Genomic DNA, 14759 nt, shown 5'->3' with positions numbered 1-14759 from the left:
GGCCCGCATGCGAGTGCTCGGCTTCGGCGACAACATCGTCGACCGGTTCGTCGACCGCGGCGTCGACTACCCCGGCGGCAACAGCGTCAACGTCGCCGTCTACGCCCGCCGCCTCGGCCTCGAGTCGGCCTACCTGGGCGTCTTCGGCGACGACTCGCTCGGCGCCTTCCTGCGGGAGTCGATCGCCGCGGAGGGGGTCTCGATCGACGGCTGCGTCGTGCGGGAGGGCGAGAGCGGCGTCTCGCACCTGCGGGTCGACGACGGCGACCGCGTCTTCCTCGGCTGGAACGGCGGCGGCGTCACCGTACGCGAGCCTCTCGTGCTCGACGACGGCCTGCTCGGCTACGTGGGCGGCTTCGACCTCGTGCATTCGAGCGTCTACTCCCGCAGCGAGCCCGAGCTGCCGAAGCTGGCCGCGCTCCGCTCGCTGGTCAGCTTCGACCTGTCCAGCGAGGAGGAGTACCGGAGCCCCGCCTACCTCGACCGCGTCTGCCCGCACGCCGACCTCGTGCTGCTGTCCTGCTCCGACCTCGACGCGGCCGCCACCGGCGACCTGCTGGCCGAGGCGGTACGGCGGGGCGCCCGGCTCGCGGTCGGCACCCGCGGCGTGGCCGGCGCCATCGCCCACGACGGCCACGCCCTGGTGAGCGCTCCCGCGCAGCGCGCCGACGGCATCGTTGACACGATGGGCTGCGGCGACGCCTTCCTCGCCGGGTTCGTCGCCTCGCTGCTGCGTGACGGCTGGACCTCCGGGGATCGGCCGGGGATCGGCCGGATCGCGCGGGCGCTGGCCCGGGGGGCGGAATCGGCCCGCGACCAGTGCTTCGTCGAGGGCGCCTTCGGCCACGGCCGGCTGACTACGATGTGATGGGCCGATCAGGAACGGGGGAAGGGATCCATGCCAGCTGACCGTGGCCAGGGGCCGACGATCTCCGAGGTCGCGGCCGAGGCCGGCGTGGGCCGCGCCACGGCGGCCCGTACGCTCGGCGGCTACGGATACGTCAGCCCGGAGCTGCGCGCGCGGGTGCTCGCGGCGGCCGAGAAGCTCGGCTACCGCGCCAACGCGCTCGCGCGCAGCATGTCGACGGGCGTGAGCCACACCCTGGGCGTGATCGTGGCCGACATCGGCAACCCCTTCTTCGCCGGGTTGCTGCGGGGCATCTCCGACAGCGCGCGGGCGCGGGGGTTCGACGTGATCGTGCTGAGCACGTACGAGAACCTGCAGGAGGAGATCGCGGCCACCAACGTGCTCATCGACAAGCGGGTCGACGGCGTCGTCGTCGCCTCGGCCGCCCTCGACCGCGACCAGGTCGCCCACATCAGGGCGGCCATGGACCGGGGCATCCCCGTCGTGCTCGTCGACCGCGCGGTGGCCGCCCTCGATCTCGACGCGGTCGTCATCGACAACCGCGACGCGGCCCGCGAGGCGGTCGAGGTGCTGATCGCGGCGGGTCACCGCCGCATCGGGTTCGTGTGGGGGCCGCCGGTGGCGCAGCCGCCGGCGACCAGGCGCGAGCTGCTGGCGGCGGCCTCGCGCAACCTGTGGACCGACGGCGAGCGGTTGCGCGGCTACCTCGACGCGCTCGACGACGCGCACATCCCGTTCGATCCTGAGCTGGTGATGGTCGGGCCCAAGACGGAGGCGCGGGTGGTGGGGGAGGTCGGCCGCATGCTCGCCCTCCCCGACCGGGTCACCGCCGTGTTCTGCACGGAGACGGACGGCATGACCGGCTCCCTGCGCGCCCTGCGCAAGGCGGGGCTGTCCTACCCGGACGACGTGGCGCTGATCGGGTTCGACGACAGCGCGTGGGCGGCGGTCATGGACCCGCCCCTGACGATGATCGCCCAGCCGGTGCACCAGCTCGGCGCCAAGGCGGCCGAGGTCCTTCTCGACATCCTGGGCGGCGCCGAGCCGGCCCGCACCATGCACACCCTCCGCTCCGAGCTCATCCGACGCGCCTCGGTCGCCCCGCCTCGGGGCAGATGACCGGGATGATCGTCGCACGCTAAAACGCAATCGATCGATTTCGAAAGCGAATGTCGGCGGTACGATGACGCGGGAAAATCCGCGGAGCCGGAAGGAGCACCCACGTGCTGGCCGAGGAGCGACACGGGGCGATCTTGCAGGAGCTGAGCCGCAAGGGCTCGGTCAAGGTCGCCGATCTGGCCGCCAGGCTCGGCGTCTCGGCCGTCACCATCCGGCACGACGTGCGGGAGCTGGCCGGGCGCGGGCTGCTGGTCCGGGTGCACGGCGGGGCCGTGCCGGTTCCGGACGCACCGGCGCGGGAGGGGGAGGAGCGGGCCGCCGGCGAGCAGGACAGGGAGCGTGCGCGGCGCGAGCCGTACGTGCTCGGCATGCTCGTGCCGCAGACCGCGTACTACTTCCCGGCGGTGATCAGGGGCGCGCAGGCGGCCGCGCGCGAGCTCGGCGTGCGGATCAGCCTCGCGGTCTCCCGCTACGACCTTAAGGAGGACCGCCGCCAGGTGGCGCAGCTGCTGTCGTCCGGCGTGGACGGCCTGCTGCTGACGCCGAGCGACAACCCCACGCTCTCGCTCGCCACGGAGCAGTGGGTGAACGAGCTCGACCTGCCCGTGGTGCTGGTCGAGCGGAAGGCGGGCTGGTCGATGCCGGCGGTGGAGCAGGTGGCGACCGATCACGCGTACGGCGCCTATCTGGCCACGTGTCATCTCGCCCGGCTGGGACACGAGCGGGTGGCGCTGCTCGCCTGCGAGAGCAGGACCACCCCGTGGATCCGCGAGGGACACGAGCTCGCCCAGCGCTCTCTCGGCCTGCGGGAGGGGCCCGTGCGCATGTTCCCGCGGGCCGCCGTGGGCGCGCCGGCGGGGATGGACGAGCACGTCGACGACTTCCTGGACACCTTCAGGCAGGAGGGCGTGCGCGCCGCGCTCGTGCACAACGACATGGACGCCCTTTCCCTGGTCAGGCAGCTTCGCGGTCGTGGCGTCTCGATACCGGAGGATCTGGCGATCGTGACCTACGACGACGAGGTCGCCTCCCTCGCCGACGTCCCCCTGACCGCCGTGTCGCCGCCCAAGGAGGAGGTGGGGGCCGCGGCCGTGCGGATGCTCGTCGATCGGCTGGACGATCCGGACGGGCCGCTGCGCGGCCTGCTGCTGCGGCCGAGCCTGCGGATCCGGGCGTCCTGCGGGGCTACGTCCGCGTAAGCACTTTCGCTTTCTTTCGCTTCTTGTGCATGTAACGCGATTGTGACTGATCGCGAGCTTTGGGGCGTTGACAGGCTTCATTCGAAACAAAATGATTGCACCAATCTTCACTTCCCTCCCTGGACGGTGCACATGAAGCCCAGATGCCTGCGGATCACGGCCCTGCTCGCGGGCGCTGCCGTCTCGCTGTCGGCACTGGCCGCCTGCGGGGGCACGGATCCGGGTGCCTCCGACGCGAAGCCGGGGGCGGACGTCATCACGTTCCGCTCCTTCGTCAAGGCATCCGACGTCGTCACCGCCGCCTTCAACAAGACCCATAAGGACTTCCAGGTCAAGTGGGAGAACGTGCCGAGCGGCGGGGACTACTACACCAAGCTCGCCAGCTCGGTGAAGGCCGGCAACGTTCCCGACGTGGCCATCGTCGAGTACAACCAGCTGCCTGACGTGGTCAGCCAGGGCGAGCTGGAGGACCTCACCGAGACCGCGGGCCCGGTCGTCGCCAAGACCTTCCCCGCCCAGGTCCAGCAGCTGGTGAACCTCGGAGGCAAGACCTGGGGCATCCCCCGCGACGTCGCCCCGCTGGTGTTCTTCTACCGCGAGGACTTCTACGACAAGCACAAGCTCGAGCTGCCGAAGACCTGGGACGACTACACGAAGCTGCTCGCGGAGGTGAAGAAGGCCGACCCGAGGGCCCGCGGCGGGATCTTCGCGACCGCCGACGCCGGCGTGCTGGCCGCGCTCTCCTGGCAGGCCGGCGGCCGGTGGTACGGCACCGAGGGCCAGTCGTGGAAGGTCTCCATCGACGACGAGCCGTCCAAGAAGATGGCCGCGTACTGGAACGACCTGGTCCTGAAGGGGCTCGTCGGCACGTACAACTCGACGAGCGACGACGCCTTCTTCCAGGCGGTGCAGAAGGGCCAGGTCGTCTCCTACATCTGCGCGAACTGGTGCGCGGGCGCCCTGCAGTCCACCGTTCCCGACCAGAAGGGCAAGTGGGCCATCGCGGCGGTGCCGAGCTGGGACGGTCAGCCGGCCTCCGCGATGCTCGGCGGCTCGGCCTTCACCGTCCCCAAGGGCGCCAAGCACCCTGAGCAGGCTCTCGAGTTCATCAAGTGGATCACCACGGATCCCGAGGGCATGAAGGCCTGGCTGTCCAGCGGCACCAGCAGCATGCTCCCGGCCGCGCCGGCCCTGCTGCCGGCCACCAGCGCCTTCAAGACCGACTTCTACGGTGGCCAGGACATCTTCTCCGTCGTCTCCAAGGCGTACGAGTCGATCCCGGCCGGCTGGACGTGGGGGCCGAGCGCCGGCGTGACCGGCACGGCGATCTCCGACTCGCTCGGCAAGGTCGCCGGCGGCGAGGTGAAGCTGGCCGACGTGCTCACCGGCGCCCAGCAGGCCGCCGTGGCGGACTTCAAGAACCGCGGCCTGAGCGTCGCCCAGTAGTGCCCACTTCACCCCTTCAAGGAGATGCCGTGGCGACCCGCCTGGCCCGGGGGCAGGGACGCACCGCCGCCCTGCTCGTCGGCCCGTTCCTCCTGCTGTTCCTCGCCTTCTCCGTCGCGCCGCTGGTGTACGCGGCGTGGCTCAGCCTGTTCACCGAGCGCAGCTCCGGCCTCGGCTTCGGCGGCGTCGAGACCTTCTTCGTCGGCCTCGGCAACTACGCCCGAGCGCTCGGCGACGCGGCGTTCCGGGACAGTTTCCTGGTCATCGCGACCTACGTCCTGCTGTACATCCCGGTGATGATCGGGGGCGCGCTCCTGCTCGCCCTGCTCCTCGACTCGGCCATGGCCCGGGCGAAACGCTTCTTCCAGCTCGGCCTCTTCCTGCCGCACGCCGTACCGGGGCTCATCGCCGCGATCATCTGGGTGTACCTGTACACCCCCGGGCTCAGCCCGGTGATCGACGTGCTCGAGTCGGCCGGCGTGAAGTGGAGCTTCCTGTCGGCCGACCACGCCATCTTCTCGGTGGTCAACATCTCCACCTGGGAGTGGGTCGGGTACAACATGGTCATCCTCTACGCCGCCCTGCAGGCCGTCCCGAGGGACGTCCTGGAGGCGGGGACGGTCGACGGGGCGAGCGGGCTGCGGATCGCACTGCGGATCAAGGTTCCGCTCATCCGCCCGGCGATCGCGCTCAACGTGCTCTTCACCGTCATCGGCGCCCTGCAGCTCTTCACCGAGCCGAAGGTGATCTACCGGGCTTCGACCGAGATCGGCAGCGCCTGGAGCCCGAACATGTACGCGATGCGCGCGGCCTTCGACAACCACGACTACGGGCTGGCCGCGTCCGCCTCGATCCTGATCGCCCTGCTCGGCGGGGTCCTGTCCTTCATCGTGACCCGGTTCTCGGCACGGAGGGCGCAGCCATGACGCTCACCGTGACGCCCGCGCCGCCGGTTCCCGCCTCGAGGCGGCGCAGGAAGGCCGGCTCCCGCCCGGCGCCGCGCCTGCTCTCCCGTGCGGCGGTCAACGGCGTCCTCGTCGTCGCCGTGCTCTACACGGTGATGCCGCTGCTGTGGCTGCTCATGGCGGCCACGAAGAACATGCGTGACCTGTTCGGCACCAGCGGCTTCGCCTTCGGACGGACCTTCGACCTCGGTGCCAACCTGGCGCACCTGTTCAGCGCGGGTGACGGCATCTACCTGCGGTGGCTCGGCAACACCGCCCTCTACGCCGTGGGCGGCGCCCTCATCGCCACGACCCTGTGCGTGGCGGCGGGGTACGCCTTCGACAAGCTCTCGTTCCCGTTCAAGGAGAAGATCTTCGGGCTGATCCTCCTAGGCGTGCTCGTGCCGGCCAGCGCGATGGCCCTGCCGATCTACCTGCTGGCGTCCAAGACCGGCATCGTGAACACCTTCTGGGGCGTCTTCCTCCCGAGCCTGGTCTTCCCCTTCGGGGTCTACCTCTCCCGGGTGTTCAGCGCCGCGTACGTGCCCGACGAGGTGATCGAGGCGACCCGCGTCGATGGCGCCGGTGACCTGCGGACCTTCCTCAGCATCGGCTTCCCGATGCTCCGCACGGCCTTCGTCACCATCTTCCTCTTCCAGTTCACCGGCATCTGGAACAGCTTCTTCCTGCCGCTCGTGATGCTGACCGACCAACACCTGTACCCGCTCAACCTGGGTCTGTACACCTGGCAGACCACGTCGCTGAACCAGGGCCATCCGGAGGACTACCTGCTCGCCATCACCGGTTCGCTGGTGGCGGTCGTGCCGCTGGTCATCGCCTTCGTGGTGCTGCAGCGGTACTGGAGGGCGGGCATGACCGCTGGAGCCGTCAAGTGACCCTTCCCCGCGCGCTGCTCGTCATGGAGCCGCGATTCAAGGACGACCTGTTCGGGCCGGACGAGCTCGACCGGCTCACCCGGCTGGTGGACGTCGACCCCGGCCTGGTCGTCGGCGACTTCGCGGACGTGCCGGAGCTGGCCGCGGCCGAGGTCCTCGTCACCTGCTGGGGCTGCCCGCCCGTCGACGCTTCCGTGCTGCGGCGGGCACCCGGACTGCGCGCCGTCGTCCACGTGGCGGGCACGGTCAAGAGCCTGATCACCGACGCCTGCTGGGAACGCGGCATAACCGTCTCATCGGGCGCCGCCACCAACGCGCTCCCCGTGGCCGAGTACACCGTCGCCGCGATCCTGTTCGCCGGCAAACGCGTCCTCGGCATCCGCGACCTCTACCGGACGCAGCGCCGGGCCCTCGACTGGGCCGCGCACTTCCCCTCGCTGGGCAACTACCGCAGGACCGTCGGGATCATCGGGGCCTCTCACATCGGCCGCCGGGTGCTCGACCTGCTCCGTCCGTTCGACCTCGAGCTCCTGATCAACGACCCGTACCTCGACGAGACCGCGGCGGCCGCGCTCGGCGCCCGGCTGGTCGGCCTCGACGAGCTGCTGGCCGCCTCCGACGTCATCTCCGTGCACGCCCCGGCGCTGCCGGAGACCCGGCACCTGCTGGACGCGCGGCGCCTGGGACTGCTCGGCGACGGCGCCACGCTCATCAACACCGCACGCGGCTCGCTGGTGGACATGGAGGCGCTCACCAAGGAACTGGTCTCGGGCCGGATCGACGCCGTCCTCGACGTCACCGAGCCCGAGATCCTCCCGGCGGGCTCGCCGCTCTACGACCTCCCGAACGTCCTGCTCACCCCGCACGTCGCCGGCTCGGTGGGCGGCGAGCTGCGCCGCCTGGCCCACTCGGCCCTCGACGAGCTGGAACGGTACACACTGGGCCTGCCGTTCGCGCACCCCGTCCGCGCCGACACGATCGGCCGCTCGGCGTGACACTCCTTAGTCGATCCAGGCTGCAAAGTAAAGCCTTGGCAAGCGCTTTCCGAGGGGCTAAAAACGTTCTAATCTAAGATCACTCCGCAGGAGTACGCCCGTGAGGCTTGCACTCATCGCCGCGGCGGTCACGCTGACCGTCTCGGCGCCCCCCGCCGTGGCCGCCCCCCTCGACCCGGCCCCCGGACTCAAGTTCGACTTCGGTTCCACGTCCAGCCCGTTGGCCGAGGGCTACACGCGCGTCGCGCACACCACCCTCTACACCGCCGACCTCGGCTACGGCCTGGACCGGGCGGTGGGCTTCCGCGACCGCGGCACCGCCGACCCGGTGACGCGTGACTTCACCGTCTCCGGCTCGTACGGCTTCGCCGTGGACGTGCCCAACGGCGAGTACGAGCTCACCGTGATCTCCGGGGACGCCATCGCCCCCAACGTCACCACGCTCGCCGTGGAAGGCGAGGATCGCGGCACCATCACCGCGAGCACCGGCGCGTACGGCGACTACACCGGCACCGCCCGGGTCGCCGACGGACAGCTCAACCTGGGCTTCGGCCGGGACGGCCGGGTGAACGCGGTCCGGGTCGAGCCGGCCACCGCGCCCACCGGGCTGGCCGCCACCGCGATCAAGGCGAGCGCCACCCCGAGCGTCACGCTGGCCTGGAACGCCACCGGCACCGCCGGCTACGAGATCTACCGGGCCGGGAGCACCGCCGGTCCGTGGACCAAGCTGGGCGGCGGCTCCGAGCCCGCCTTCACCGACAGCACCCCTGAGCTGGGCCTGACCTACGTCTACGCGGTCGCCGTGCCCGGCGGCACTTTGGGCGCGCCGCTCACCGTGACCGTCAAGGACACGACGCAGGCGGCCCCGGCCGCGCCGGAGGGCCTGGAGCTGGTCACCGCCACCAGCAAGAAGATCACGCTGCGCTGGCGGCCGGTCGAGGGCGCCCTCCTCTACCACCTCTACCGGGACGACAAGCGTGTCGGCGTCGTGACCGAGGCCGGCTACACCGACGAGATCGTGCCCACCGACCGGCACGGCTACCGGGTGGTGGCCGCGGGGACGGGCGGGTTGTCGGCCTCCTCGGCCACGGTGACCTCGCCGGTGACCGCCTATCCGCTGCGCCGGATGGCGAAGCTCGACCGTGGCCTGGTCGCCGTACCGACCGGGCAGGGGACGCTGGTGAGCTGGCGGATGCTCGGCACCGACCCGGCGGAGGTGAGCTTCAAGCTCTACCGGGACGGGAAGCTCCTCACCACCACCGACAAGACGAACTACCTGGACAGCGGCACCGGCACCTACTCCATCGCCGCGGTGCTGGACGGCCGGGCGGGCCGCCGCTCGGAGTCCGTGCGGCCCTGGGCGGCGCCGTACCTCGACCTCCCGCTGGACAAACCGGCCGGGGGAGTGACCCCGGCCGGCGGCAGCTACGACTACCGCGCGAACGACGCGTCCGCCGCCGACCTGGACGGGGACGGGCAGTACGAGATCGTGCTCAAGTGGGACCCGTCCAACTCCAAGGACAACTCCCAGGGCGGCTACACCGGCGAGGCCGTCTTCGACGCGTACGAGCTGGACGGGACCAGGCTCTGGAGGATCAACCTGGGCCGCAACGTCCGGGCCGGGGCGCACTACAGCCCGTTCCTGGTCGACGACTTCGACGGGGACGGGCGGGCCGAGTTCGTGGTCAAGACGGCGGACGGGACCGTGGACGGCGCCGGGACCGTGATCGGGGACGCCGCCGCCGACTACCGCACCACCGGCGGGCGGATCCTGAGCGGGCCCGAGTACCTGACCGTCTTCGACGGGCGCACCGGCGCGGCGCTGGCCACCGTGGACTACGAGCCGGCCCGCGGCAACGTGGCCGACTGGGGCGACAGCGGCGGAAACCGTTCCGACCGTTTCCTGGCCGCCTCCGCCCACCTCGACGGCGTGCTGCCCAGCATCGTGATGACCCGCGGCTACTACGCCAAGACCATGCTGGTGGCGTACGACTGGCGGGGCGGCAAGCTGGCCAGGCGCTGGACTTTCTCCAGCTCCGACAACCCCGGGTACGGCGGCCAGGGCAACCACAACCTGTCCGTGGGCGACGTGGACGGCGACGGCAGGGACGAGATCGCCTACGGCGCCATGACCCTGGACGACGACGGCACCGGGCTCTACACCACCAAGCTCGAGCACGGCGACGCCATGCACCTGGGCGACCTCGACCCGGCACACCCCGGCCTGGAGATCGTCGGCGTGCACGAGCACACGGACATGCCGTGCGGCCTGGAGATGCACGACGCCGACAGCGGCGAGATCCTCTGGTGCGTCAGGACCGGCCAGGACACCGGGCGCGGCCTCACCGGCGACATCGACCCCTCGCACCCGGGCGAGGAGGCCTGGGCCTCCACCGGGGCCGGCCTCCACACCGCCACCGGCGAGCTCATCTCGACGAAGACCCCGGCGATCAGCAACACCATCTGGTGGGACGGCGACCTGTCCAGGGAGATCCTGGACCACGACTACTCCGCCGACAAGCTGGCCGGGGTGCCGACCATCGGCAAGTGGGACCCGGCCACGCAGACCACCGCCAACCTGCTCACCGCGACCGGCGCCTACTCCAACAACACGACCAAGGGCAACCCCTCGCTCCAGGCCGACTTCCTGGGCGACTGGCGCGAGGAACTGATCGTCCGGACCGAGGACTCCACGGCGCTGCGGCTCTACGCCACGCCGTACCCGACCGATCAGCGCTTCCGGACGCTCATGCACGACCCGGTCTACGAGTCCGGGATCGTCTGGCAGAACGTCGGCTACAACCAGCCCCCGCACACCGGCTTCTTCCTGGGCACCGGGATGACCCCGCCGCCGGCACCGTATCTGACCACCGGCTCCCCGCTGCAGGCCCGGCTCTCGCTCCGGAAGGACCGGCTCAACGTGGAACTGCCCCGGCGCGACTCATCCGGGATCCTCCCGAGTACGGTCAGCGCGGTCGCCGACGGCAAGCTCGTCGACCTCGGTGCGACGGCGCTCCCGCACGGCGAACTCCGGGTGGACGGCACCGCCATCGCGAAGGCGCTGGCCGGCTACACCGGTTCCGTCGCCGTGACCGTCACCGGCCACCTCACCGACGGCCGCACCTTCACCGGCCAGGTGAAGATCCGCCCGTAACGTCCGGTACGTCCACCCCGCCCTCCGGTGCGGGGTGGACGCCTCGGCGCTTCCGCAGCAGATCTCGAACATGCAGGTGAACGAGCAAGACCCAGCCGACGATCACGACGAGCCGCCCCAGCCACGACCATGAACCCAGGTTCCAGCCGAACAGGTCCCAGGGCCCGCCCGCGAGCAGCCCCAGGGTTTGGGTCGTGAGGACGAACAGGCCAAAGACAATGAAGAACAAGTTCACCCAAATTGGCCGCGTCGGGCGGGGGTGCTCCTTTAGGCGGGGCCCGCGCACGTCATCGAATCGCTCAGCCACAGCAATACTCTGACACCTGCTGCATTCCACCGGAAGACGTCTGTCGTCCACGATGCGTCAGCGGCCGCCTTGGTACGGCGGTGCCCGGCAAGCGCGCGATCGCCTTCTCTCACTGCCTTTTGCCCGATCTGGCTTACACTCGGCGCGCATGCGATTGAAGATGATCTTCGCGCTTTTCGTCGTCTACGTCGTCACGGCGGCGCCCCTGTTTCTGCCAGGTGAGTGGCGGGTGGTCGTCCAGCCCGCCACGGATGATGCGGTCGAGGTGTATTACGAAGCCATTTCGCCCGTGCTGGTCAGGTCGTACGAGGGGATCGAGCCGTTCAACCGGGCGCAGGAAATAGCCCGGTTAAGGGCTGAGGCTTATCCGGACGATCTCGCTCCCCCTTACATCGCCCACGGAGGGTCGTACCGGCTCATCGCTCCCTACGTCACGATGCGGGGACGTGCGCTGGCCTCCCCGGTGATCTCGGGTGCGTACTGGTCCGAAGGGAAACGGGTCACGTACGAGATCACGCCGGAGGTGCGGCCGGTGGAGAACAGCCAGGCGGCGCTGACCCGGGTGGCCGAGAGCGACGGGCCGATTCGCGAACCCGCCGCCCTTGGCATGGGGATCCGCGCGGAGCTCAACCGGGTCGTCCTCGAGACCGATGCCTTCGACCAGGACCTGCGCCGACGGCTGGCCGATCAATTCGGCGGGCTCATCGTCGTCCAGTGGAACCCGTTCGGCAGCCGAGCACGGCTCATGTGAGGCGCCGGAGTTCCTGGTCAGTCGCCGAGCACAGCTCGCGACCATCGGTCCCGGCATCATTCACATCGATCCGGCCATGCCGGGCGGAGGCTCTGTCTGTGAGTTCGATGCACCGCAGGTAAGCGGCGCATCATTCCTGAAGTCCAACGCGAAAGGACGCCGGTGCTCATTACTGTTCGGCCGTGATCATCGAGCTTGCAGGGCTCCTGATAATGGCCGCGATCGTGGGCATTCGCATCGCACGCCTACGGCGGCAGGAACATCCGGAGTGAGATCACCCCGAAGACGCCAAGGCCCATGTGGCGGGCGTAGGGGCGAACGGCGCCTACAGCGAGACGCTGTGTGCTGGGAAGGAATTCCACTCTGCCCACGAGCCAGACGACGGCATCGACCGAACGTCCTGCCAACCTATAGGTCAGCCGTTATTTGAGCAGCGCGGCATCTGGCTGGCGGGGTGCTTCGGCTCTGCACCTTCTGGCATGGCGCACATGGCACCTTGATGGCCCGAGTCCCGTTTCCACAGGCCGGAGACGGGACTCGCGTCGCGGGTCAGCCGCACCTGGCCCGGCGCGAACCGCGTCGCCCCAGTCTCAGTCTCAGCTCGTCGGTTTTCTGGGTTCGACGGGCTTGTCTCGGGCCGGAGACGAGCAGGATCTCAGCCGTCCTGCCGTTGCTTGAGGCGGAGTGCTTCTTTGCGGGTCTCGGCCTGGACGGACCGCTCGTGCTCCAGCCACGCCGGGTTCTCCGCCTTCAGCGCGTCGATCTCGGCGGTGGTGAGCGGTTCGGTGATCCCGGCTCTGAGCAGGCCGGAATTGGAGACCCCGAGCTTCGCGGCGACGACCTGCCTGGGGTGCGGGCCGTTGCGGCGAAGGTCAGCGAGCCAGGCGGGTGGCTTCGACTGCAGCTCGTTCAGCTCGTCCCTGGAGACGACGCCCGCCTGGAACTCGGCGGGAGTGGCCGAGAGCAGGACACCCAGCTTCTTGGCCGCGGTCTCGGGCTTCATCGTCTGGGTGGTCTTCGGTTTGGACGAGGTCATGACGTCAAGGGTAGTCAGTCGGAACGGGTTTCCATGACATCGGTACCCTGAGGAAGTGACTGATGGGGAGACCGAGGCGTTCCGGCTGGCGTACGTGCCTGGGGTGACACCGGCGAAATGGGTCAACATCTGGTCCGAGAGAATGCCCGGCGTGCCGATCATCCCGGTCATGGTTCCCGTCGCCGAGGTGGTGGGCCTCCTTAAGGACGGCGGCGCCGACGCCGGATTCGTCAGGCTGCCGGTCGACCGGGACGGGCTCAGCGCGATTCCGCTTTACGTGGAGACCACGGTGGTCGTGGTGCCCAAGGACCACGCGGTGGCCGCCGCCGACGAGGTGACCATCGCCGACCTGGCCGACGACGAGGTGCTCCATCCTCTGGACGACACCATCGAGTGGCCGGTCCGGCCCGGGCTGCCCGCGTTCACCCGCCCGGCCACAACGGCGGAAGCGGTCGAGCTGGTAGCGGCCGGCGCCGGGCTTCTCGTGGTCCCGCAGTCGCTGGCACGCCTCCACCACCGCAAGGATCTCACTTACCGGCCGGTGTCGGACGCGCCGCAGTCTCAGGTGGCGCTGGCCTGGCCCACGGACGCGACCACCGACCTGGTGGAGGATTTCATCGGCATCGTCCGCGGCCGGACGGTGAACAGCTCGCGCGGCCGTACTACCGCCGCCCCTGCGGAGAAACCGGCACGGCGACAGACACAGAAACCCGCAAAGAACGGCTCCAGCCGCCGGGCCGTGCCGGCCGGCCGTAAAAGGAAGGGCAACCGGCCCCGGTGACCTGCATCAGTCACGAGAAAGCCGATCCGGATTTCGACACCGTCTCCGCCTCCCCGGACATCGCGAAAGTGACCAGAGTGTCGATCAGGGGCAGCACCGAGATGGCCAGGAAGGCATTTACGCGCATCTCAGGTACCGCCCCTCCTCAACGTCTATCGGTGCAGCCAGCTGGCACCGCGGTCATACCTGGATCCGGACCGAGACCGTGCCGGTCGTTATGCGATGGTCGGAACACGGGCCGCCGCAATTGGTGCTGATCTCCAGCGAATCACCGGTGTACGGGCCGACGATCGCGCTCTCCCGGACGAAGAGCAGATCTATCTTGGGACGCTGGTCGCATGGCGGTTCGGGATCGATCGCCTCTCCCTTGCCGTTGATCTCGCCGACAGTGGTCTCGCCGACGCCCGGGCAACTGGGTTCCAGGTCGTCAAGCTCCCGGTGCTCGCCGGTGTTGGCGATGTTGTTCGGCACGTCGAGGCTGGGCGAGTACCAGTTGTCGAGCCGGCCGAAATGTGGCCGGGCATTGAAGTCGCCGCCGATGAGGACGGTGTCCCCATTGGCGTAAAAGTCCTGGAGGTGACCCAGCACCGCCGCCAGTTGCTGCACGTTTATCCTGGTTCCGCCGATGTACTCGTTGGAACCTGTGATGTGCGTGCTGCAGAACCGCAGATGCGGCCGGGCCGCCAGCGGCGTACAAAGGAGCTTGTGCACCCCGCCATTCCCGTCGACCGGCAGCGCGTATTGGCTGGAGGTTCCCAGCTGTTGCCGGCTGAAGAGGGCGATGCCGAACGGCTCGCCGCCGCAGGCCGCACTCGTGTTGGGTTCCGCGTTCCGGACGGCCGCGAAGCGGGAGTAGCTGGTGCCTTCGGGCCAGCCGGCCTGGTCCAGCCTCGCCTGTAGCGCTTTGTACTGATCCCAGCAGATTTCGTTGAGCGACGCGAAATCCGCGTTCTGGTTCACGATGGACGCGGCCGCGGCCGCCACCATGCCGGTGGTCGCGGACCCCTGATTCATCGTCCAGCCGGCCACATTCCACTGCCATACGTTGAAGGTCTCGACCACCGGATCGGCGGCGCGGGCCACGCCTCCGGGCAGCAACATCGCACCGAAGGCCACCACGGCAACCAATAATCGGGGGAGCATGCGCATCTGACGTGACTCCAATCTGGGTTGTGTTCGGCATCGGCAGAGCGCCTTTGCCGGTGCGGGCGGCAACTGTCCCCGCCGCCACGTGGGATCAGATTTATGGACCCGTGCCTTCTT

Annotated in this window: 13 protein-coding genes; 10 read left to right on the top strand and 3 right to left on the bottom strand. The window is 69.6% G+C overall.

Annotated elements, in window-relative coordinates:
• Positions 1-7: 7 nt before the first annotated feature.
• From ACIBI9_RS09865 to ACIBI9_RS09830, 8 genes are all read left to right on the top strand, one after another.
• Positions 8-868: a PfkB family carbohydrate kinase gene (locus tag ACIBI9_RS09865; protein ID WP_397221553.1), complete on the top strand. Its 861-nt coding sequence runs from the start codon at positions 8-10 to the stop codon at positions 866-868.
• 30 nt (positions 869-898) lie between these two features.
• Positions 899-1987 carry a LacI family DNA-binding transcriptional regulator gene (locus ACIBI9_RS09860; protein ID WP_397221552.1) on the top strand — a complete coding sequence of 363 codons (1089 nt, stop codon included), beginning with the start codon at positions 899-901 and terminating at the stop codon, positions 1985-1987.
• Between the two features lie 104 nt (positions 1988-2091).
• Complete coding sequence (locus tag ACIBI9_RS09855) at positions 2092-3186, top strand: LacI family DNA-binding transcriptional regulator (RefSeq protein WP_397221551.1); 1095 nt, start codon at positions 2092-2094, stop codon at positions 3184-3186.
• A 132-nt stretch (positions 3187-3318) separates the two neighbouring features.
• Positions 3319-4632 (top strand): ABC transporter substrate-binding protein, encoded by a 1314-nt coding sequence (locus tag ACIBI9_RS09850; protein WP_397221550.1) that lies wholly within the window; start codon positions 3319-3321, stop codon positions 4630-4632.
• 29 nt (positions 4633-4661) lie between these two features.
• Positions 4662-5558, top strand: a complete 897-nt coding sequence (locus tag ACIBI9_RS09845; protein ID WP_397221549.1) for a carbohydrate ABC transporter permease — start codon at positions 4662-4664, stop codon at positions 5556-5558.
• Positions 5555-6472 (top strand): carbohydrate ABC transporter permease, encoded by a 918-nt coding sequence (locus ACIBI9_RS09840; protein ID WP_397221548.1) that lies wholly within the window; start codon positions 5555-5557, stop codon positions 6470-6472. Before ACIBI9_RS09845 ends, ACIBI9_RS09840 begins: the two co-directional genes overlap by 4 nt.
• Entirely contained in the window at positions 6469-7467 is a 999-nt protein-coding gene (locus ACIBI9_RS09835) for a hydroxyacid dehydrogenase (protein WP_397221547.1), read from the top strand. The genes ACIBI9_RS09840 and ACIBI9_RS09835 overlap by 4 nt, the downstream gene beginning before the upstream one ends.
• Positions 7468-7567: 100 nt before the next feature.
• Positions 7568-10621: a hypothetical protein gene (locus ACIBI9_RS09830; protein WP_397221546.1), complete on the top strand. Its 3054-nt coding sequence runs from the start codon at positions 7568-7570 to the stop codon at positions 10619-10621.
• On the opposite strand, the gene ACIBI9_RS09825 is transcribed toward ACIBI9_RS09830, so the two are convergent.
• Entirely contained in the window at positions 10593-10850 is a 258-nt protein-coding gene (locus ACIBI9_RS09825) for a hypothetical protein (RefSeq protein ID WP_397221545.1), read from the bottom strand. The genes ACIBI9_RS09830 and ACIBI9_RS09825 overlap by 29 nt on opposite strands.
• Positions 10851-11076: 226 nt before the next feature.
• Here ACIBI9_RS09825 and ACIBI9_RS09820 point away from each other — a divergent pair, with 226 nt between their 5' ends.
• Positions 11077-11679: a hypothetical protein gene (locus ACIBI9_RS09820; RefSeq protein WP_397221544.1), complete on the top strand. Its 603-nt coding sequence runs from the start codon at positions 11077-11079 to the stop codon at positions 11677-11679.
• A gap of 655 nt (positions 11680-12334) precedes the next feature.
• On the opposite strand, the gene ACIBI9_RS09815 is transcribed toward ACIBI9_RS09820, so the two are convergent.
• Positions 12335-12715, bottom strand: coding sequence for a DUF5997 family protein (locus ACIBI9_RS09815; RefSeq protein WP_397221543.1), 381 nt, complete (start codon positions 12713-12715; stop codon positions 12335-12337).
• A 55-nt stretch (positions 12716-12770) separates the two neighbouring features.
• On the opposite strand from ACIBI9_RS09815, the gene ACIBI9_RS09810 reads away from it, so the two are divergent.
• Positions 12771-13496 (top strand): LysR family substrate-binding domain-containing protein, encoded by a 726-nt coding sequence (locus ACIBI9_RS09810; RefSeq protein WP_397221542.1) that lies wholly within the window; start codon positions 12771-12773, stop codon positions 13494-13496.
• Positions 13497-13676: 180 nt separating this feature from the next.
• On the opposite strand, the gene ACIBI9_RS09805 is transcribed toward ACIBI9_RS09810, so the two are convergent.
• Positions 13677-14645: an endonuclease/exonuclease/phosphatase family protein gene (locus ACIBI9_RS09805; RefSeq protein ID WP_397221541.1), complete on the bottom strand. Its 969-nt coding sequence runs from the start codon at positions 14643-14645 to the stop codon at positions 13677-13679.
• Positions 14646-14759 lie beyond the last annotated feature (114 nt).

Source organism: Nonomuraea sp. NPDC050451 (assembly GCF_044458585.1).
The sequence above is the reverse complement of the archived record's forward strand: the minus strand, read 5'-3'. Positions and strand labels throughout refer to the sequence as shown.